Genomic DNA, 19,594 nt, shown 5'->3' with positions numbered 1-19,594 from the left:
GGAGAACTACGTGGCTAATACACTTTACGACCGTACCATTGCATTTGCAGGCCTTTGCCAAGCAGTGGCGCTCGTGCAGAACATGGCAAAAGACGGTCACTGTGATTCAGACGCGTTTGAGGCTTCACTTAAAGCTATCACCAACATAAGTCCATCAAATACCCTTAGTGTATTTGGCAGCGAGTCTGATTTAAAAGTTGGACTCGAGTGCTTGGTTAACGGTATTGACAGCACACCGACCGGAAGTGAAATCACACGTTATATCATTAGTCTCATGGCTCTAGAGCGTAAACTAAGCAGCCGTAACGACGCTATGTCTCAGCTAGGAGATCGTATTCAAATGGTTGAGCGACAGCTCGAACACTACGATCTGCTAGACGAACAAATGATCAGTAACCTTGCCAGCGTTTATCTTGATGTTGTTAGCCCTATTGGCCCAAGAATTCAAGTCACTGGTACGCCTTCTGTCTTACAACAAACTGGCACCCAACAAAAAGTACGCGCACTACTGCTATCTGGTATTCGTAGTGCTGTTTTGTGGCGTCAGGTCGGTGGCAAACGTCGTCACTTAGTGTTTGGACGTAAGAAGATGATCGAACAAGCCAAAATTCTTTTAGCTAGACTCTGATAGCCTGGCTCGAATACCAAATTCAGCTCGCACTTGTTGCGAGCTATTCGTTTAAAAGCCGAACTATCTAAAAGTGCATCGCTGTCTTAGCGAGATAGCGTTTTATGGGCGCGATGTCGTTATTAAAGCAATAAAGCTTATTAGAAAAAGTTTTTAGACCAAGATACTTTTAGACCAACACAACCGCCGCGCAAACGTTTGCTTAATGTACGTGACAATTGCGACGGATATTGGTATAAAGCTCACGAAATTTAGAAACCCAATTCAGGAGAACACCATGGAACTGTCAGCATTGACTGCTGTTTCACCAGTAGACGGCCGTTACGGAAGCAAAACAACTGCACTACGCAGCATCTTTAGTGAGTTTGGCCTACTAAAGTACCGCTCTATCGTTGAAATTCGTTGGCTACAAAAGCTTGCTGCTACAGATGCAATCAAAGAAGTTCCGGCATTCAGTGCAGAAGCAAATCAGTTTCTAAATGAATTAGCAGCTAACTTTAGCGAAGACGATGCTGCTCGCATTAAAGAGATCGAGCGCACTACCAACCACGATGTAAAAGCGGTTGAGTACTTCCTAAAAGAAAAAGTAGCCGGTGTTCCTGAGCTTCACGCGGTTAATGAGTTCATCCATTTTGCGTGTACTTCTGAAGATATTAATAACACCTCTCATGCGCTGATGCTAAAAGAAGCTCGCGAGACTGTTATTCTTCCTGAACTTCGTAACATCATTGATGCAATCGGCAAACTTGCGGTTGAATATCGCGATATTCCATTATTGTCTCGCACACACGGTCAGCCAGCTTCTCCATCAACAATGGGTAAAGAAATGGCAAACGTGGCGTACCGTATGGAACGTCAATATAAGCAAATCGAAGCCGTTGAGATCCTAGGTAAAGTGAACGGTGCCGTTGGTAACTACAACGCTCACCTATCCGCTTATCCTGAGCTAGATTGGCACAAATTTAGTGAAGAATTCATCACTGAATCTCTTGGCGTTACGTGGAACCCGTACACAACGCAAATTGAACCTCACGATTATATTGCTGAGCTTTTTGACGCCATCGCTCGTTTCAACACTATCCTAATCGATTTCGATCGTGACGTATGGGGTTACATCGCGCTAGGTCACTTCAAGCAAAAGACCATTGCTGGCGAAATCGGCTCATCAACTATGCCACATAAAGTAAACCCGATTGACTTCGAAAACTCTGAAGGCAACCTAGGGCTAGCTAACGCGGTATTTGCACATCTAGCACAAAAACTTCCAGTTTCACGTTGGCAACGTGACCTGACTGACTCAACGGTTCTTCGTAACCTTGGCGTTGGTGTCGGTTACGCAATCATTGCTTATACGTCGACTCTAAAAGGTATCAGTAAGCTTGAAGTTAACCGCGAAGCCTTGCTTGCAGAGCTTGATAAGAACTGGGAAGTCCTGGCTGAACCAGTACAAACAGTAATGCGTCGTTACGGTATCGAAAAGCCGTACGAAAAGCTTAAAGAACTGACACGCGGTAAACGTGTAGACGGCGAAGCAATGCGTAACTTCATCGACGGCCTAGAGCTACCAGAAGATGAAAAAGTACGTCTTAAATTAATGACGCCAGCGAACTACATCGGTCAAGCGATTGAACTCACTGACAAGCTTTAATATCTAGTGTTAGAACCAGCCTTTCTACCTAAAGGCTGTGTTTTTTGTTCTATGATAATAAACGTTTGATATACATAAAAGGGGCTGCAGAATTGCAGCCCCTTTGTTTTTCTCTCAATTTTACATGGCCAAATATCATGGCGATACATGAGCATAACGCCTAACTAGGTGACAACATTACTTTTGCAAATCGTTTTCTGTGAGTGAATCCTTTAATGACTCATTTACTTTTGAAAAAACAACGTAATCGTCCCAACTTCCTGACCAAACTTCCTGATGCTCGTTAGATTGAAGAGGTGGTCTTCGTCTTGCCTGTAGAGCCAATCGTCAAATGCAACCGTGTAACTTGAACCATCTACCTCTAATTCAAAGTCGTACTGCCACCTCAGTGCATTCCCCACGGTTTGCCCTGTTGCGACGCCAATAATGTCATCAGCCGTTCCTTCGTATGAGCCATCCTCTAAACGCTTGATTGTCCAAATTCTTTGATCAGTTTCTCCATCATGAAAGATGAAGTCCTCTGTCAACGTTAAGGTGTCGCCGTCGACCTCTCCAATGATATCGACGACAAAGCGTCTTGTTTGTTTGTCTGTATAATCTTGAACCATTCCCCAAGCCCGAGACTGACCGTCAAAATAGCCAAATAAGTCAAAACTCGGTGTACTTTTATCGTACTCATCTAAGTTGGCACTGCAAGAAGTGAGCAATACCGTCACCATCAACCAGCATAACAACGCGAGCTTTTTCATCGATTCATTCCTATCAGTTGCGCTCTCAATTTAGGATACTGGCTGTTCGGCGCTAGCCAAATTCCAAGGAAGCCGTCATTTAACGCTTTATCGTTAATTCGTCCTACTGCTTGCAGTGGCTTTTCATCGGTCAAATAATAAAAATACCCCGATGCGCCATCTGATACATAAATCAATTGTTGTCCTTCTTCAATGTCGGGAAACACATCATAAAGCCTTGCGATCCATTGGTTTCTGGTTTCTTTATCAACACCCATTTTTTCCCATTGATCCAACGTTGCCTCTAATAGCTGTGTACGACTTATGTCTCTTTGGTACTGTATTCTGAGTGCAACTGGGTGCGGTGACACGTCAGACGATAACGTATAAGTACCTTGCGGTGTAAGAAGTTGTGAGCGATAGACATCGAAAAACAACCAACTAAGTTGAGCTTCTCCCACCACTTTCCAATGACGCCACGCTTCATAACTGACTGGATTGTCCGGACTCGCACTCACTGGGGTTGTTACTGCGGCCAGCAATAGCCCTAGCGTTGTTAATTTACGTATCATGATTCAGTACTCCTTTAGTCAAGCGCTGATAACTAACAACAAACCAGATGATCGCTAGCCACTCCACAAACAAAATCATCAGGGTCATGGGTAAGGAATACCCTATGGTGACCGCATCTAGCTTATTACCCGCTAAATAACTCAGCGCGCCCCCCGCGCCTCCTAGTATTGATACGTAGAAAATCGGATATTGCATCAAAGTGCTTCGTAAAAAATTGGCGTACCACGAAAATGCTAGCCATAACGTCACCAACCAAATAGGTAAAGCTGGTTCCGAAAAGATGAGCACATTCGTCATCACATTGAGGCTATCAAGAATAAGACCTAACAAGGCGATCAACACCACATCTCTTAGGCTGATAGATAGCACTCGATATGTCGATATGATTGTCAATATCGCCAGCGCGAGACCCAGCCATTGAAAACGCGCCTGACCAACGACAGAAAGAAACCATAAACATTGAAACCAAGTACTGACGCAAACAAGTTTAGCAACGTGTGACATTGTCTTTTCCTCTTCAATTGCGCCCAATTCGGTTATCTCGGTTTATTTCACGAGTTTCTCTGCAGAGTCATATGCACGGTGCTAATACTTTTCGCTCTAAAGCCCCCTTCGCAATAGCAAAAGTAATAGCGCCACATACGAATGAATCGCTCGTCATAGCCGAGTTGTTTTACCGTAGGAAGGGCTTGTTCGAACCTTGCTCTCCAATCGGCAAGGGTTGCGGCATAATCTAATCCGATGTCGAATAAGTCTCGCGTCACCAAGTCGGTATGCTTAGTACAAGCACTCGTCAATGCCGTGATTGAAGGTAGGAAGCCACCAGGAAAAATGTATTTCTGAATAAAGTCGACATTTTTTGAATAACTATCATAACGTTGGTCTGCAATCGTAATCGCTTGAATCGCCATCAACCCTTTAGGCTTTAACAACGATTGACACGTTGTCAAATATGAGGTCAGAAACTGCTTACCAACCGCTTCGATCATCTCTATAGAAACCAATTTATCGTACTGCCCCTCTAATAAACGATAATCTTGTTTTAATAACGTTATCTGTTCATTAAGCCCAAGCTCATTAATTTTATTTTGCGCATAATCAAACTGTTCATCGGAAATAGTTGTCGTCGTGACCTGGCAGCCATAGCGTTGAGCCATATAAATTGCCATTGCCCCCCAACCCGTTCCAATTTCAAGAACATGATCGTCACTAGAAAGTTGAAGCTGCTGACAAAGGCGCTCCATCTTGTTTAACTGCGCGGTTTCCAGTGAATCGGCATCACTGTCATAAATTGCCGATGAGTAAAGCATGCGCTCATCGAGGAAAGTTTCATATAACGCATTACCAAGGTCGTAATGGGCTTGAATATTCTCACGCGAGTTATCCAATGTATTTCGCTTCCCCCAATGCCCTAACCAATACAAGATACGAGTCAACGGTGTCGATTTCGCTTCAATAGTATCCAACGCCGCCATATTGATGGCCATTAATTCCATCAGAGCGGTCAGATCTGGGCTGTCCCACCACCCATCCATATAAGCTTCACCCGCAGCAATACTGCCGCCTTTGAGCAGACGACGATAAAAGTCAGGATGCTTAACTTCAATAACCGCATTTGGCTTACCACGTTCTGGGCGCCCAAAACGCTCACTGACTTGTTTGTTTATCGACCCATTTTGTTCAAAGCTTTCTACAATCGTTAAGCAGCCTATATCCAGTTTATACAGGCAATTGAATGCCACCGTTCTGGCTGTTTTTTGAATAGTTGTCAGTGTTTGAGAACTGACGAGCGTCGTGTCCAACATAAAGCACTCCCTTAATCTTTAGAATTTTGTTGAGATAAAGCCTCTGTAGGGCGAGTTTTTTTCTCTGGATGATCGTATATTGGCATACCTTTACACCACAATTTAAAGGCGTGCCAATAAATGCCAGCCACCACTTTTACTGCCATTACGGGGGTTTTGATCAGCAGCGATAACAATTGCTTTGAGCAAAAAGGGTGGCTCTTCATTGATACGGTTGCATCAAATTCTTTGTCATCACGATGGCAGGCCAAGTGAACAAACAACCGCTCTCCAATAGGTTTAAGCTTCCATTTATATCGTTGATCAATCGGATTAAATGGCGATACATGGAAAGCCTTATCATGTTGCCAATTTTCATCTTGTTCGCCACTTTGCGCTTTAACAGCGTAGTAGTGACGTTCATTCCAAGGCGTATTGCTCACCTCTGCTAACAAGTATTGCCATTGACCTTGCTTGTCGTAGAGGTAATAAAAATTGACCGGACTAAAATACAACCCCAGATAGCGTAAATGGCAGACAGCAATCACTTTACCTGTGAGCTTGTCTCCGGTAAGTTCGTGCACTTTAGCCTGTAAGGCCTGCTTTAAATCGCCTTGACCCAAATAGTCTGGACGATGAAACCTTGCCCAATGCCACCACTTATCACCAAAGCCCCATACGTTTTGTTTCAACTCATCTAGCTCATCGAGATCGATAGCGGGCATGAAAAGTGGGTAGCGCAAATAGTGCTTTTTCGGAGTGAAACGTCGATGATCAACACTTCCAACCATCAAACGACTGTTGACTGCTGAGCGACTCATGCAACCCCCTTAATGGGATCGATTTGTTCGCGATCGAGAGCTTGAATCCCCTTGACCACGTCCAACGCGCTCCTTACACCATCTTCATGGAATCCGTTATACCAATACGCGCCACAAAACCAAGTCTCATTGTCTCCAAATAGTTCCTCTCTTCGATTCTGAGCTCGAATGGATTTTGAGGTAAATACTGGGTGAGAATAGTGAAAAGTACGCAGTATCTTATCGCTATCAACCAGGTTCGCGGAGTTGAGAGATACGCACAGCGTGCTGGATGACTCAATGTGCTGAAGAACATTCATGTTGTATGTGAGCGTCGGCATTTGCTGCTCACACCCTTCGCTCAATGCATAGTTCCATGATGCCCAAGCGCGTTTTTCATCCGGTAGCAAACGAACATCCGTGTGCAATACCACTTCATTCGATTGATATTGCATATCCGCTAAAATACTCAACTCGTTGTTACTTGGCGCCTCTAGCATTGTCAATGCTTGGTCGCTGTGACAAGCAAAAATGACTTGATCAAACCACTGGGACTCACCATTGACAATCACCTCGACCGCATCATCGTAACGTTTAACACTCGTCACCGGTGCATTGAGTTGTATCTTATCGGCAAAACCGCGTATTAAAGGTTCGATGTATGCCCGAGAGCCGCCATCAATGACATACCACTGCGGTCGATTCACTACATCAAGCAGCCCATGATTTAAGAAAAACCTTAAAAAGAAGCCTAAAGGGAATGCGCGCATATCTGCCAATGTCGAGGACCAAATCGCCGCCCCCATGGGTAGAATGTAGTTGGTACAAAAGTAGTCACTGAATTCGTGCTCATTGAGAAAAGAACCTAGCGTCGTTTCCGAGGCAATATCGTTCTCGGCGAATTCTTTCGCTAGTTTATTAAACCGTAATATTTCGAACACAAATCGGTAGAAGGTAGGACTGAACCAATTTTTCTTTTGCGCAAATAACGTTGAAACCGTATGGCCATTATATTCAAGCCCGTTCGCTTGATTTTTCACACTAAAACTCATTTGCGTTGGCGTGCTTGTCACACCAATCTCTTCCATCATTTTTATGAAGTTGGGGTATGTACGATCATTGAATACGATAAACCCTGTATCTACAGCGTGCTGTTCGCCATCAATATCTATATCAACCGTTGCGGTATGCCCACCAATGTAATCGTTCGCTTCAAAAAGTGTCACATCGTGATCATTGTGTAAGTGGTAACCGCACGTTAGCCCAGATATTCCGGTCCCGATAATGGCAATTTTCATAATGAATTCCTTTTTAATTACGGCTAATCATTTCGTTGATTCTGTCGTTTTTTCGTTGTGCGTTCTTTAAAATAAACCGCCGATTAACGGGTATTTTGTTACCTAGTAGCTCGTTAACTGAGTAGCTTGTTTACGATGTAGCTTTGCCACGAGTACGGTAGCAACGATATAGCACGAATAATGGTGGTAAATTTTGCTGGAAAATAGATATGGGACTGTCTGTTGGCAACCCCCTTTTGAATTGCGGCTGACGCTTCCTCAACTTCTATCATCATTGGCATGTCGAAATCGTTTTTATCAGTTAAGGGCGTTCTTACAAAGCCGGGATATACACAAGATAACTGTACACCTTTGGCTTTCCAGTCAACTTGCAATGCACGTATTAAATAACTCACCGCCGCTTTTGACGCTCCATAGGCTTCTGCTCTTGGCAATGCCAACTCACTTGCGATGGATCCAACGACCACAATATGATGTTTGTTAGATAGCAGCCCCTGAATCGCTTCCAAAACATGAATGACACCAAACACATTGACATCAAACACACGCTTCATTACGCCTGAATTAATATGACCTTCGTCCATATATTCACAGTCACCAGCATTAATGATCCACAACGTCGGCGTAGTAGGTAAACTTTTAATAGTTAGATCGACCTCGTCCGGATTAGTGACATCAAAGGACAATAAATGAATGTTCTCACGCCCCGCTTTTAACTCCTCTAATTTGAGTATAGAGCGTCCACAGGCATAAACTTCAAAACCTTGATTTGCATAATCGTCAGCAAGTTGCTTTCCTATTCCAGAAGAAGCACCTGTGATTAAAACGGTCTGATTTGCCGAGTCCATTAGTTACCCAACCTTTTTTTAATGGCTTTGATTAGTCCACCAAGCACAACAACATGTTCATAGAGCATTTCACCAAGGTCAAAGTAGTCACGGTGGTAAATCACAAAACCTTGTTCAAATCGGATGTGACTCGCGCCTTTAACTGAGACCGGCTGACCACGGTTTAATTTCGGATGTTGAAGATTCATGGTCCAAGTTAGAAAACCTTGGCTGTCCAACTGCTGTTGCTGCTCTATATCGAATTCGCATCGAATGACGTTGGCATAAAGCTCATGAAAATAAGTCACCAGAGCGGGTTTTCCCTCTACCCTATGAGCCGGGTCCTCAAAAACAACATGGTCATGATAGATCCCCTCCAATAAATGCAGATTGTGCTTGTCTAGCTGCTGATACAGGTGGCTCACGTCGTTAATATCCACATCGTTTCCTTTTAAAATTCTGCCATCGCTTTATTAAATTTAGTCTGTTTAAAGTTATACAAGATTTTGTTTTTCAACTTTTTGTATAACTCATACGCAGCGCTATTTAAAAAGATCAAAAAAAAAGCTTGGCGAATTCGCCAAGCTTTTTAATGAGTTAATGCTTATTACCACACGTGTGGATTTATACCGGTATCGTTGTCCTAACGTTACGCTCCGCGCGATCAGTAATTTTGCTGGCGCAACGCATCAATACGCTTATCTAACGGTGGGTGGCTCATTAGTAGTTCCGTCATAGAGCGTTTACCATTGATACCAAATGCCATCATTGAGCCTTCTAGCTGCGACTCTTGGCTCATTTTTAAACGCTCTAGTGCTGCAATCATCTTGTGCTTACCAACTAGTTTTGCAGCGCCTGCATCGGCGTAGAATTCACGATGACGGCTGTACCACATTGTAATAAAGCTCGCGAGGAAACCAAACACGAGTTCTAGTACCATAGAAACACCAAAGTAAACCATCATGTTACTTCCGCCCTCTTCGTCATTGTTATTTGATGACACAATATTGGCGATAAAACGTGATAGGAAAATAACAAACGTATTCACAACACCTTGCATAAGGGTCATCGTGACCATGTCACCGTTGGCGATGTGGCTCACTTCATGTGCCAACACCGCTTCAGCTTCATCTCGCGTCATGTTATGAAGTAATCCTGAAGAAACAGCCACCAATGAATCATCACGTTTTGCGCCAGTGGCAAATGCATTGATATCAGCAGAATCATAAATCGCCACTGTAGGCATTCCAATACCAGCGGCTTGTGCTTGACGACTTACTGTTTCCAACAACCAATGTTCGGTTTCATTACGTGGGGTTTCTATGGCTACTCCACCCACCGATCGTAAAGCCATCCCTTTTGACATCATTAACGATATAAAAGAGCCACCAAATCCAAAAACAGCGGCCATCACCAACAAACCAGAAAGGCTACCAGGTTGCATCCCAGTCACTGCATACACGATATTAAGCACAACGCTTAAGACCAAAACAACAGCCAAGTTAGTTGCTAAAAAGAGTAAGACTCGCTTCATTCATATTTCTCCAGATTAAGAAGCTTTATTATGATCAAAGAATGGTTTCTCTGATTCTTTTATAGTGTCCTCAAAAACTCATCACTTCAAAGAATTTTTGGGATCGGGGTAACATTTTTCGACTTCACTATATACATAGTGTCTTAGATTTAAAAATCAAGGTTAAGCATTAAATTGAAACAAACCGTTAATTTCTTGATCAGGAACAACACCATAAGCCATTGAAATGATTATACCAACCCCAAATAGCACTAGATATGCAATTTGTCACTTACAATATTCCCTACAAAAGGTCTTAGAACAAGACTGACATCGTTAGACTTTGGTCGTATTGAGTCTTGCTCCCCATACCGATAAAGTCGCCTGAGACTTATTAGTTCCATGCCGAAAAGGAAAACCTCATGGTAGAAAATAACAACTTTCAGATGGCGATTGACTTACTTTGTTGTCACTTAGGTATTAGTGAGGATGAAGCAAGAGAGCAGTTGGGTATTAGCGAAGCAAGTGAACTAGATACTCATATTTTAGAGACTCAATCTGCATTTGTCGGGCTTGCTAGCGAGAAATAAAAGCTTGGTTCTACGGTAAATCACGTGACGAATACAAGTAGCGAATAAAAAAATGCCGCTCTAGTTGAGAGCGGCATTTTTTATTAAACATCTAGGACATCAAGATTAATGTACTTGCCAATGTTTCTTTGTTTACAACCAGGAACGTAAGGGATTTCACCAAGTTTTGGTGCCCCCATTTTGTGCTCTAGCATCTTTATGATATCCGCATAGTGTTCGACACCCGGATTGATACGGTTTGCGACCCAGCCGACTAACTCAAGACCGTCGGCTTTTATCGCTTCAGCCGTCAGCATCGCATGGCTCAAGCAGCCCAACTTAATTCCAACAACAAGTACAACAGGTAAGGCTTCTTGCTTAACCCATGTCGACAAACAATCATCTTCAGAAACCGGAACGCGCCAACCACCCGCGCCTTCTACCAATACGAAATCACTATTTTCTTTGTGTTGCTTTAAGACCGAAGAAAGCTTCTCATAATCCACGCTTACACCATCAGCTAACGCCGCGATATGTGGTGATGCAGGTAAAGACATCGCATATGGATTAACCAAATCATAATCAACGTTAACGGTTGCCGCTTGCTGAAGGTGCAAAGCATCTGAATTGCGCCAACCATTTTCTGTCTGCTCACACCCTGCCGCAACTGGCTTATAGCCTATCGTTGCATGCCCTTGGTCTCCTACAGCACTTAATATCGCTTTCGATACCACTGTTTTACCAACTTCAGTATCCGTACCTGCAATAAATAATGCTTTCATCATAATGTCACTAACCCCAAACAAACTTGATAACTCGCTGGTAATAAACCCACTGGATTTGAGAACTTGTTGTATTCCATTTCTAGCTTCTGCAATGTTTTCTTGCCAGTAAAGCTACGGGAGCGCCCCTTTACATGGGTAGCACCGATCCCTTTCAAGTCCTTCATCAAATCAAGTGCGGTTTGATACCACATAACTATTTCCGGGCAGTCTAGTTGATACTTCACACTACCAGATTGCGCCAACGCAATTTTTATCTGATTTGTCGAGATAAATCGATTCACATGCTGATATTCGTCAACTTTGCTCCAAGCGGCACTCAATTCTTTAAGCGAACCCGTAACTAACGTTGAAAAGGCGTACTGCCCACTTGGCTTGGTCACTCGTTTGATTTCCGCTAGCGGCAGCGCCAAATCATCACACCACTGCAATGCCAGACTCGACACGACGTAATCAAAGCTGCTACTAGAGAAAGAAAGCGCCTCTGCGTCTTCGATGTGATATGTAACGTTTTCATTTCCGCACCGTTGTCGTGCTTTATGTAACATCTCGCGAGATAAATCAGCACACACAACGCTTGCCCCTCGCTGAAGTAATGCTTTCGCGCAATAACCTGTGCCGCACCCTAAATCCAGTACGGTTGTTCCACTTAAATCATCTGGCAGCAATGCCAATAACTTGTCCGCAACTTGCCGTTGAAACTTAGCGTGTTCATCATAGCGTGCAGCCGCACGGCTAAAGGCGGTAGAGATGGCCAATTTGTCATTGGTTTCTTCTTGGATAACTAACGCTTCTGACATGGTAATTCCTTTGCCGACTCTTCCAGACAATTCACTAACGCGCTAATGTCCGATGACGTATGTGTGGCTGATAATGTAATTCGTAAGCGCGCAGTGTCCTTAGCAACCGTTGGTGGTCGTATCGCGGTCGTCCATATACCGTTAGATTTCAGCTCCGAACAAAGTGCTAGCGTATTCACTTCATCCCCCATCACCCAGGGCTTTATTGGCGTTTGCGTCTCCACATAAGCAGGTAAGTGAGCGACACCTTCACGAAACATCGCCCCCAATTCAGACAGTTTCTCTCGACGCCATACTTGAGTTTGAATCATAGTGAGCGCCGTCAGTAGTGCAGAGGCATGCGCTGCAGAAAAGGCCGTAGAATAAATATAGTGGCGAGCAAATTGCGTAAGATATTCAGACATAGCTTTAGAACACAAAACCGCTGCGCCATTAAGCCCAAATGCCTTACCAAACGTCACGACCAATATGTCAGGCTTGCGTTGGCACTGCGACAATGCACCAAGCCCGTCATCACCTAGCACACCGATACCATGCGCGTCATCGACCATCGTCATCACATTAGCTAACTGACATTGCTGTATGAATTCATCGACAGGTGCGATGTCCCCATCCATGCTAAATACACTCTCGGTAACAGCGAACGTGGGCGTGCTTGGCACGAATAACGATGCTAAGTGACTAAGATCCCCGTGACGATAGCGCTTCATCGTTGCCGGGCTCAACATGCCCGCCTCCATTAACGAGGCATGATTAAGGCGGTCTTGCAGCAGAAGATCCCCCTTCTCTAGCAATGAGAACAGCAAAGCTTGATTAGCGGCAAAACCCGATGAAAAAAATATCGCATTGTCATAGCCAAGCCATTCACTCAATGCACTGTCGAGATTAGCGTGAGAGGTAGAATACCCGGTCACCAAAGGTGAGGCTCCGCTACCCGAGCCATATTTGGCTATCGCTTGCTGGTAGGCCAACGCCAGCTCTTCACTGGCAGCCAACCCTAAATAATCGTTAGACGAAAAGTTGATAAAGCGTTCACCGTTCAAAGCAAACTTGCGATGATTGCCATCACCAATTGCTTGAGTGCGTCTGAGCAAGCCTTGCTGCTGTCGTAAAGAGATCGCCTGCTCTATGCGGCTATCAAACGCCTGCTTCATAGAAAAGGTCATCTTTTTCAGGACGAGAAGCAACACGCATCGCCACTTGGTCTAGTAAATCGCTTTCTTGGACTTCATCCGGTTTTTGCGAGGTTTCTTCGCGATTGATACCCAACTTATTAAACAATTGCAGATCAGTATCTTCATCTGGGTTTGGCGTCGTCAATAACTTACAGCCATAAAATACTGAGTTGGCGCCAGCCATGAAACACAGCGCTTGCATCTGCTCATTCATGTTTTCGCGCCCTGCCGACAAACGAACAGCGGATTGCGGCATCATGATTCGAGCAATGGCGATAAGGCGAATAAAATCAAACGGCTCTACATCATCAACCGCTTCCATTGGCGTTCCTTTCACTTTCACCAACATATTAATAGGCACGCTTTCTGGATGAACCGGAAGGTTAGCCAATTCCATAAGCAAACCTGCACGGTCACTGGCACTTTCCCCCATACCGATGATGCCACCAGAGCAGATTTTCATACCCGCATCACGAACGTGACTAAGCGTATCCAAGCGGTCTTGATAAGTTCGCGTGGTAATGATTTTGCCGTAAAATTCTGGCGAGGTGTCTAAATTATGGTTGTAGTAATCAAGACCAGCATCGGCAAGATGACTCGCTTGCTCTGGAGTTAGCATGCCCAACGTCATGCACGTCTCTAACCCCATATCCTTCACGCCTTTAATCATTTCTTTGAGCAAAGGCATGTCACGTTCTTTCGGGTTTTTCCATGCAGCTCCCATACAAAAACGAGTCGAGCCTGCCGTTTTTGCTTTTTGCGCCGCCTCTAATACTCGGTCAACTTCCATGAGTCGCTCGGCTTCAACATCGGTACGGTAGCGCGCACTTTGCGGGCAGTATTTACAATCTTCTGGGCAAGCACCGGTTTTAATAGACAACAAAGTACTCACTTGCACATGGTTTGTTTGCTGGTGTTGCCTATGCAATGTTTGTGCTTCAAAAAGTAGGTCCATGAAGGGTTTGTCCATCAGGGCCGAGACTTCCGCTAGCGTCCAGTTATGTCTTACTTCCACAGAAAATTCCTTGCTCACATTATTATTAGTCTTGGCTAGTGTACCCACAGTCGTTACACTGTCAACACCGACCACGCTACGGCGTTGACATCTGATTAAATAATGAACAGAGAGTTATGATGGATCTCGACTTTGATCGCCAACACATTTGGCACCCTTACACCTCAACGCTTAACCCTTTAACCTGTTACCCAGTCAGCTCCGCCAATGGGGTAACTATTGAGCTTGAGGATGGACGTAAACTCGTGGATGGCATGTCATCATGGTGGTCAACAATTCATGGCTATAACCACCCATTACTTAACGATGCGCTAAAACGTCAAACTGACAAAATGGCGCACGTTATGTTTGGTGGGATCACTCATGAGCCTGCAATTAACGCCTGCAAGAAGCTCATCGCACTATCACCAAGTAATCTCGAGCACGTTTTTCTGGCCGACTCAGGGTCGGTGGCGGTAGAAGTCAGTTTGAAAATGGCATTACAATATTGGCACGCAAAAGGTGAAAGTCGCCCCAAATTTCTCACCTTAAGCCATGGCTATCATGGTGATACCTTCGCGGCGATGTCTGTCACTGACCCCAATAATTCTATGCATAGTTTGTATAAAGGCTTTTTACCAGAGCACATCTTTGCCAATTCGCCCAACATTGCCTTTGGGCAGAAATGGGACGAGGCTGACATTGAAGACTTTGCAAATAAACTTGCTAGCCACCACAGTCAAATCGCCGCTGTCATCCTCGAGCCTATTGTTCAAGGGGCTGGAGGCATGCGCATCTATCACCCAACCTTTCTTAAAAGAGTGCGCCAGCTATGCGATGAGCATGGGGTATTGCTCATCCTTGATGAAATTGCCACAGGCTTTGGTCGTACAGGTAAGCTCTTTGCATGCGAACATGCCAATGTACAGCCAGATATTATGTGTGTCGGTAAAGCACTCACAGGAGGCTACATGACATTATCGGCCACCCTAACATCGAAGCATGTGGCAGATACAGTGTGTGGAGGTGAGGCGGCGTGCTTTATGCACGGGCCTACGTTTATGGGAAACCCTCTCGCTTGCGCCGTCGCCGAGGCGAGTTTGTCGCTTATTGAAACCGGTGAATGGCAACAGCAAGTCTCATTAATCGAGTCTTTGTTTGCCGAGCTTCTACCACCGCTTTTGCAGTGTGACCGAGTCAGCGATGTACGCTGGTTAGGAGCGATAGGGGTAGTTGAGGTAACCACTGCCGTTAATATGGAAGTGATTCAACAACATTTTGTTGATAGTGGTGTTTGGATTCGACCATTTGGTCGCTTGATTTACATGATGCCACCTTACATTAGCCAACCTGAACACATTGCTAAACTGGTTCAATCGATTAAAGCAGCGTTAGACAATGATCAGTGCTTTACTTAACCGCTAAATAAGTGAGCTCTACATTCGTTAGCGATTTAAGCCACTCACTCAAATCGCTAACGTGGTCATGTCGCCGTCGGCTTCTCTAGGTTATTTTAGATACCGTCATTTAGGTACTGTAGTTTAGATACCATAAGTTTAGGTACCGTAGTTTAAGCGCAACTATCTTAGCTGGCTGTCCTTACTCGCTCGGCGGTTAAATAACGACGAGCGCTGATATGCGTGCTCCAGCGACGATTGACAATGAAGACACAAACGAACCCCTTTTATGGCGTTACGCCTCGCCTCCGGGATATCCTCTCCACATTCGTCACAAAATTGCGCACTCTCTCCTGTGATAAGATTACGTCTTACTCGGCTAATTTCGTCATCAATATTATGCTGAATTTGTTGACTAACACTGTCGTCACCTGCCCATCCAACTGCCATACGCCCTCCTCGAAGATTGATTGAGAAAATCGTGTTTATCGCAGTACCACACTGCGATGACGTTGCACATTATATCGACAGCAACGGTTTTAATAAGGTGGCAAAACGCCAAAACACTATTACCGCCGTGTAATAGTCAACAGCAACCGTAACCCGCACACACCGGAGAGGCAATTCAACATCTTTAAATACTACGCCCATAAAAAAGCCCAGCGAGTGCTGGGCTTTATCATTCTATCAATTGGTATTAACCAATGTGAGTCACACCGCGCATATACGGTTGCAGCACAGTTGGGATAGCAATACGACCATCTGCTTCTTGGTTATTCTCAAGAATAGCAACCATAGTACGGCCAACAGCCAAACCTGAACCATTTAGTGTGTGAACGAGCTCTGGCTTCTTCTCACCTTTACGGCGGAAACGAGCTTGCATACGACGTGATTGGAAATCCCACATGTTTGAGCAAGATGAAATCTCACGGTACGTTTCTTGTGCAGGAACCCAGACTTCAAGATCGTACGTCTTGCGAGCACCAAAGCCCATATCACCCGTACACAGAACCACTTTACGGTAAGGCAGTTCAAGAAGCTGTAGCACTTTCTCTGCGTGACCGGTTAGTTCTTCAAGCGCGTCCATTGAATCTTCAGGCTTAGTAATTTGTACTAATTCCACTTTATCAAATTGGTGCATACGAATCAGACCACGAGTGTCACGACCGTATGAACCTGCTTCAGAACGGAAACATGGCGTATGCGCTGTCATTTTAACAGGCAGGTCTGCTTCATCCGTAATGGTATCGCGAACCATGTTGGTCACTGGTACTTCTGCCGTTGGGATGAGAGACAGCTTACGCGGCTCTTCATCGCTCACTTTTTCAACTAGCGGTTCAGTATGGAAAAGGTCTTTACCGAATTTAGGTAACTGACCTGTACCGTAAAGGCTATCTGCATTCACTAAGTAAGGAACATACATTTCTGTATAACCGTGCTCGTCGGTGTGTAGATCCAGCATAAATTGTGCAATCGCACGGTGAAGACGCGCAAATTGCCCTTTCATAACAATAAAGCGAGCACCGGTAATCTTAGTCGCGCTTGCGAAATCAAGGCCACCTGCAATTTCACCTAGATCAACGTGATCTTTCACTTCAAAGTCATATGACTTTGGTTGACCCCAACGAGAAACTTCTACGTTTTCGTTTTCATCTTTGCCGTCTGGCACGTCATCCGCAGGGATGTTTGGCACAGACAACGTAATATCGTCAAGCTCGGTCATAAGCGCCGCTAGCTCAACTTTTTTCGCTTCAAGATCGCTACCTAAAGTACCAATCTGTTTTTTGATTTCTTCAGCGCCTTCTTTATCGCCAGCCGCCATTTTCTGACCGATTTGCTTGGAGATGGAATTGCGCGTGGATTGTAAATTTTCTACTTCGACTTGAATCGACTTGCGTTGCTCTTCAAGTTTACGAATAGTTTCTACGTCAAGCGTAAAGCCACGACGCGCCAATTTTGCAGCTGTTTCATCCAGCTCTGTACGAAGTAATTTAGAATCCAGCATTGCCAATCCTATGCATTAGGTTATGAATACGTTTATAAGCGATTAATTTATAACCGCTGATAAATCTTGATAATTGAACCGGATAACGATAACGAAAAGCCACTACTTTTCATAGCGCTTTTGTGGGCTTTTTGCGTCTAAATCGGCAAGATAATCTAACTTTTCACCAATTTTGGTTTCAAGACCGCGATTTGTCGGCTGGTAGTAGCGTGTACCACTCATTTCAGGGGGCAAATATCGCTCACCTGCCGCGTAAGCACCAGGTTCATCATGAGCATAACGATACCCTTCTCCGTAACCCATATCTTTCATTAAAGAGGTAGGAGCATTGCGTAAATGATGAGGCACTTCATACTCAGGTAATTGGTGCGCGTCTGTTAGCGCTTGCTTCCAAGCCGTATATACAGCATTACTTTTAGGCGCGCAGGCAAGATAGACAATCGCTTGTGCTATCGCCCGTTCACCTTCAGCCGGACCAATGCGAGTAAAACAATCCCAAGCCGACATCGCGACTTGCATAGCTCTGGGGTCTGCATTACCGATGTCTTCTGACGCTATCGCTAATAAACGCCTAACGATGTATAACGGATCACAACCAGCAGCAATCATACGTGCCGACCAATACAGTGCGGCATCTGGGTTTGAACCGCGAATGGACTTATGCACCGCTGAAATAAGGTCATACCAAATGTCTCCCTTATTATCAAAACGATTTACTTTTTCTCCAGCGACTTCCGCAAGCAAAGGCAATGTGATCTGTTTTTCACCTTGTGCATTGTCCTCTGCCATATCATAGAGCAGCTCAAGATAATTAAGAGACATACGGGCATCACCATTAACGAGCTCAGCCAATCTATCTAAAACATTGTCCTGAAACTCCACCGGCACCTGACCTAAACCACGCGCTTCATCTTGAATCGCTTGCTCAAGTACTAGCAGAATATCGGCCTTATCAAGCGAGGTCAGCTTATAGACCCGTGCTCGAGACAATAATGCGTTATTAAGTTCAAACGACGGGTTCTCTGTCGTCGCCCCAATAAACGTCACCGTTCCATCTTCAATGTGTGGCAAAAAGGCGTCTTGTTGGCTTTTATTAAAGCGATGGACTTCATCCACAAATAAGATGGTTCGCTTGCCTGCCAGTTTGTTTTCTCGCGCTCTTTCAATAGCAGCACGAATATCTTTAACACCCGAGGTCACTGCGGATACTCGCTCGACTTCTGCGTCAGCATAATTTGCCGCCACTTCAGCAAGCGTCGTTTTCCCAGTACCTGGGGGACCCCATAAAATCATAGAGTGAAGCTGGCCCGCCTCTAAAGCACGACGAAGTGGCTTACCCACTCCAAGAATATGTTGCTGGCCAATGTACTGCTCCACTGTTTCTGGGCGCATTCTCGCAGCCAGGGGACGAAAATCTTCGTCCCCTGAAAAATCAAAACTAAAATTACTCACGTAATCCCCTAGTTTCTTTGATCATCAATTTCTACCCCTTCAGGAACGACAAAAGTGAAGCGCTCCGATGAGGGTTTACCCACCTTAATCGTTTCAAAAACAAACTGACCTTGCTGACCATCTTGCTCAATCACGTTAAAACCGTGCACGATCCCTTTCGGGTCAATATTAATTTGGAATTGACCTTGCGTTGAATCAACGGCGGTTGGTGTCAACGTAAACATATCGCCGCGCTGTTCAATGCTGTAATTATCCCAATCACTGGCGCGGTTACGTGTCAGCAATACAAACGGGGTTTGTTCCGTCGCTTGTTCTTGATTATAAATACTCACCTGCTCAATAAATGGGCTGTAATACCAAAGATTGCTGCCATCTGATATCAATACATTTTCATCCGGTAAGGTGGTCACCCAGCGAAACATACTCGGACGGGCTATCTCAACATTACCTTCACCTTCCATGACAACCTCACCATCAGGGCTAGTCACGGTTTGTGTGAAATTCGCACTGAATCCATCATTAAGCTGCAAACGTTCACTCAGCTCTTGCTGTGGCGATGCAGACGCTGTAAAGCTAAATGCAGAAACGGTGACGAGTACAAGCGAAAGCCATTTATTCATA

At 44.7% G+C, this 19,594-nt stretch carries 21 protein-coding genes; 4 read left to right on the top strand and 17 right to left on the bottom strand.

The features are described 5' to 3' along the window. Positions 1 to 10 precede the first annotated feature (10 nt). The gene (gene hflD, locus MD535_RS02825; protein ID WP_265673419.1) at positions 11 to 628 is read left to right on the top strand and encodes a high frequency lysogenization protein HflD; all 618 of its coding nucleotides are present in this window, start codon (positions 11 to 13) and stop codon (positions 626 to 628) included. 277 nt (positions 629 to 905) lie between these two features. Further along, complete coding sequence (gene purB, locus MD535_RS02820; protein WP_265673418.1) at positions 906 to 2,276, top strand: adenylosuccinate lyase; 1,371 nt, start codon at positions 906 to 908, stop codon at positions 2,274 to 2,276. 224 nt (positions 2,277 to 2,500) lie between these two features. On the opposite strand, the gene MD535_RS02815 is transcribed toward purB, so the two are convergent. The 9 genes from MD535_RS02815 to htpX all read right to left on the bottom strand — a co-directional run bounded on the left by MD535_RS02815 (position 2,501) and on the right by htpX (position 9,820). Continuing rightward, positions 2,501 to 3,025: a DUF3833 domain-containing protein gene (locus tag MD535_RS02815; protein WP_265673417.1), complete on the bottom strand. Its 525-nt coding sequence runs from the start codon at positions 3,023 to 3,025 to the stop codon at positions 2,501 to 2,503. Beyond that, positions 3,022 to 3,576, bottom strand: coding sequence for a chalcone isomerase family protein (locus MD535_RS02810; protein WP_265673416.1), 555 nt, complete (start codon positions 3,574 to 3,576; stop codon positions 3,022 to 3,024). Before MD535_RS02810 ends, MD535_RS02815 begins: the two co-directional genes overlap by 4 nt. Next, positions 3,566 to 4,081, bottom strand: a complete 516-nt coding sequence (locus MD535_RS02805) for a DUF2878 domain-containing protein (RefSeq protein WP_265673415.1) — start codon at positions 4,079 to 4,081, stop codon at positions 3,566 to 3,568. The genes MD535_RS02810 and MD535_RS02805 overlap by 11 nt, the downstream gene beginning before the upstream one ends. Positions 4,082 to 4,128: 47 nt before the next feature. Next, on the bottom strand, positions 4,129 to 5,382 hold the full coding sequence (locus tag MD535_RS02800; protein WP_265673414.1) for an SAM-dependent methyltransferase: 1,254 nt from the start codon (positions 5,380 to 5,382) through the stop codon (positions 4,129 to 4,131). 11 nt (positions 5,383 to 5,393) lie between these two features. Next, a complete protein-coding gene (locus MD535_RS02795; RefSeq protein WP_265673413.1) occupies positions 5,394 to 6,182 on the bottom strand; it encodes a DUF1365 domain-containing protein in 789 nt (262 codons plus the stop codon). Continuing rightward, a complete protein-coding gene (locus tag MD535_RS02790) occupies positions 6,179 to 7,459 on the bottom strand; it encodes an NAD(P)/FAD-dependent oxidoreductase (protein WP_265673412.1) in 1,281 nt (426 codons plus the stop codon). Before MD535_RS02790 ends, MD535_RS02795 begins: the two co-directional genes overlap by 4 nt. A 113-nt stretch (positions 7,460 to 7,572) precedes the next feature. After that, on the bottom strand, positions 7,573 to 8,307 hold the full coding sequence (locus MD535_RS02785; RefSeq protein ID WP_265673411.1) for an SDR family NAD(P)-dependent oxidoreductase: 735 nt from the start codon (positions 8,305 to 8,307) through the stop codon (positions 7,573 to 7,575). Then, positions 8,307 to 8,726 (bottom strand): nuclear transport factor 2 family protein, encoded by a 420-nt coding sequence (locus MD535_RS02780; RefSeq protein WP_265673410.1) that lies wholly within the window; start codon positions 8,724 to 8,726, stop codon positions 8,307 to 8,309. The genes MD535_RS02785 and MD535_RS02780 overlap by 1 nt, the downstream gene beginning before the upstream one ends. 224 nt (positions 8,727 to 8,950) lie before the next feature. Further along, positions 8,951 to 9,820 carry a protease HtpX gene (gene htpX, locus MD535_RS02775; RefSeq protein ID WP_265673409.1) on the bottom strand — a complete coding sequence of 290 codons (870 nt, stop codon included), beginning with the start codon at positions 9,818 to 9,820 and terminating at the stop codon, positions 8,951 to 8,953. Between the two features lie 401 nt (positions 9,821 to 10,221). On the opposite strand from htpX, the gene MD535_RS02770 reads away from it, so the two are divergent. Continuing rightward, a complete protein-coding gene (locus MD535_RS02770) occupies positions 10,222 to 10,389 on the top strand; it encodes a hypothetical protein (protein WP_265673408.1) in 168 nt (55 codons plus the stop codon). An 83-nt stretch (positions 10,390 to 10,472) separates the two neighbouring features. Here the strand turns inward: MD535_RS02770 and bioD are convergent, their stop codons facing one another. Genes bioD through bioB form a run of 4 tightly spaced genes read right to left on the bottom strand, consistent with a single transcriptional unit; the run spans position 10,473 to position 14,140 of the window. After that, on the bottom strand, positions 10,473 to 11,153 hold the full coding sequence (gene bioD, locus MD535_RS02765; RefSeq protein WP_265673407.1) for a dethiobiotin synthase: 681 nt from the start codon (positions 11,151 to 11,153) through the stop codon (positions 10,473 to 10,475). Continuing rightward, a complete protein-coding gene (bioC, locus tag MD535_RS02760; protein WP_265673406.1) occupies positions 11,150 to 11,950 on the bottom strand; it encodes a malonyl-ACP O-methyltransferase BioC in 801 nt (266 codons plus the stop codon). The genes bioD and bioC overlap by 4 nt, the downstream gene beginning before the upstream one ends. Further along, a complete protein-coding gene (locus MD535_RS02755; RefSeq protein ID WP_265673405.1) occupies positions 11,935 to 13,104 on the bottom strand; it encodes an 8-amino-7-oxononanoate synthase in 1,170 nt (389 codons plus the stop codon). The genes bioC and MD535_RS02755 overlap by 16 nt, the downstream gene beginning before the upstream one ends. Continuing rightward, complete coding sequence (gene bioB, locus MD535_RS02750; protein WP_265673404.1) at positions 13,088 to 14,140, bottom strand: biotin synthase BioB; 1,053 nt, start codon at positions 14,138 to 14,140, stop codon at positions 13,088 to 13,090. Before bioB ends, MD535_RS02755 begins: the two co-directional genes overlap by 17 nt. A 119-nt stretch (positions 14,141 to 14,259) precedes the next feature. Here bioB and bioA point away from each other — a divergent pair, with 119 nt between their 5' ends. Continuing rightward, on the top strand, positions 14,260 to 15,537 hold the full coding sequence (bioA, locus tag MD535_RS02745) for an adenosylmethionine--8-amino-7-oxononanoate transaminase (protein WP_265673576.1): 1,278 nt from the start codon (positions 14,260 to 14,262) through the stop codon (positions 15,535 to 15,537). A 162-nt stretch (positions 15,538 to 15,699) separates the two neighbouring features. On the opposite strand, the gene MD535_RS02740 is transcribed toward bioA, so the two are convergent. The 4 genes from MD535_RS02740 to lolA all read right to left on the bottom strand — a co-directional run bounded on the left by MD535_RS02740 (position 15,700) and on the right by lolA (position 19,593). Further along, complete coding sequence (locus tag MD535_RS02740) at positions 15,700 to 15,966, bottom strand: DksA/TraR family C4-type zinc finger protein (protein ID WP_265673403.1); 267 nt, start codon at positions 15,964 to 15,966, stop codon at positions 15,700 to 15,702. Between the two features lie 247 nt (positions 15,967 to 16,213). Continuing rightward, entirely contained in the window at positions 16,214 to 17,521 is a 1,308-nt protein-coding gene (gene serS / locus MD535_RS02735; RefSeq protein WP_265673402.1) for a serine--tRNA ligase, read from the bottom strand. A 102-nt stretch (positions 17,522 to 17,623) separates the two neighbouring features. Further along, complete coding sequence (locus tag MD535_RS02730; RefSeq protein ID WP_265673401.1) at positions 17,624 to 18,973, bottom strand: replication-associated recombination protein A; 1,350 nt, start codon at positions 18,971 to 18,973, stop codon at positions 17,624 to 17,626. An 8-nt stretch (positions 18,974 to 18,981) separates the two neighbouring features. Further along, positions 18,982 to 19,593: an outer membrane lipoprotein chaperone LolA gene (gene lolA, locus MD535_RS02725; protein ID WP_265673400.1), complete on the bottom strand. Its 612-nt coding sequence runs from the start codon at positions 19,591 to 19,593 to the stop codon at positions 18,982 to 18,984. Position 19,594: the final 1 nt, after the last annotated feature.

It is taken from the genome of Vibrio qingdaonensis (assembly GCF_026191675.1).
Taxonomy (GTDB): domain Bacteria; phylum Pseudomonadota; class Gammaproteobacteria; order Enterobacterales; family Vibrionaceae; genus Vibrio; species Vibrio qingdaonensis.
This window is presented reverse-complemented; position numbering and strand designations above follow the sequence as displayed.

Excerpts from the sequence above, each read along its gene's own strand:
- purB (WP_265673418.1), top strand. The coding sequence starts at position 906 with ATGGAACTGTCAGCATTGACTGCTGTTTCACCAGTAGACGGCCGTTAC.
- MD535_RS02815 (WP_265673417.1), bottom strand. The coding sequence starts at position 3,025 with ATGAAAAAGCTCGCGTTGTTATGCTGGTTGATGGTGACGGTATTGCTC.
- MD535_RS02810 (WP_265673416.1), bottom strand. The coding sequence starts at position 3,576 with ATGATACGTAAATTAACAACGCTAGGGCTATTGCTGGCCGCAGTAACA.
- MD535_RS02805 (WP_265673415.1), bottom strand. The coding sequence starts at position 4,081 with ATGTCACACGTTGCTAAACTTGTTTGCGTCAGTACTTGGTTTCAATGT.
- MD535_RS02800 (WP_265673414.1), bottom strand. The coding sequence starts at position 5,382 with ATGTTGGACACGACGCTCGTCAGTTCTCAAACACTGACAACTATTCAA.
- MD535_RS02795 (WP_265673413.1), bottom strand. The coding sequence starts at position 6,182 with ATGAGTCGCTCAGCAGTCAACAGTCGTTTGATGGTTGGAAGTGTTGAT.
- MD535_RS02790 (WP_265673412.1), bottom strand. The coding sequence starts at position 7,459 with ATGAAAATTGCCATTATCGGGACCGGAATATCTGGGCTAACGTGCGGT.
- MD535_RS02785 (WP_265673411.1), bottom strand. The coding sequence starts at position 8,307 with ATGGACTCGGCAAATCAGACCGTTTTAATCACAGGTGCTTCTTCTGGA.
- htpX (WP_265673409.1), bottom strand. The coding sequence starts at position 9,820 with ATGAAGCGAGTCTTACTCTTTTTAGCAACTAACTTGGCTGTTGTTTTG.
- MD535_RS02770 (WP_265673408.1), top strand. The coding sequence starts at position 10,222 with ATGGTAGAAAATAACAACTTTCAGATGGCGATTGACTTACTTTGTTGT.
- bioD (WP_265673407.1), bottom strand. The coding sequence starts at position 11,153 with ATGATGAAAGCATTATTTATTGCAGGTACGGATACTGAAGTTGGTAAA.
- bioC (WP_265673406.1), bottom strand. The coding sequence starts at position 11,950 with ATGTCAGAAGCGTTAGTTATCCAAGAAGAAACCAATGACAAATTGGCC.
- MD535_RS02755 (WP_265673405.1), bottom strand. The coding sequence starts at position 13,104 with ATGAAGCAGGCGTTTGATAGCCGCATAGAGCAGGCGATCTCTTTACGA.
- bioA (WP_265673576.1), top strand. The coding sequence starts at position 14,260 with ATGGATCTCGACTTTGATCGCCAACACATTTGGCACCCTTACACCTCA.
- MD535_RS02740 (WP_265673403.1), bottom strand. The coding sequence starts at position 15,966 with ATGGCAGTTGGATGGGCAGGTGACGACAGTGTTAGTCAACAAATTCAG.
- serS (WP_265673402.1), bottom strand. The coding sequence starts at position 17,521 with ATGCTGGATTCTAAATTACTTCGTACAGAGCTGGATGAAACAGCTGCA.
- lolA (WP_265673400.1), bottom strand. The coding sequence starts at position 19,593 with ATGAATAAATGGCTTTCGCTTGTACTCGTCACCGTTTCTGCATTTAGC.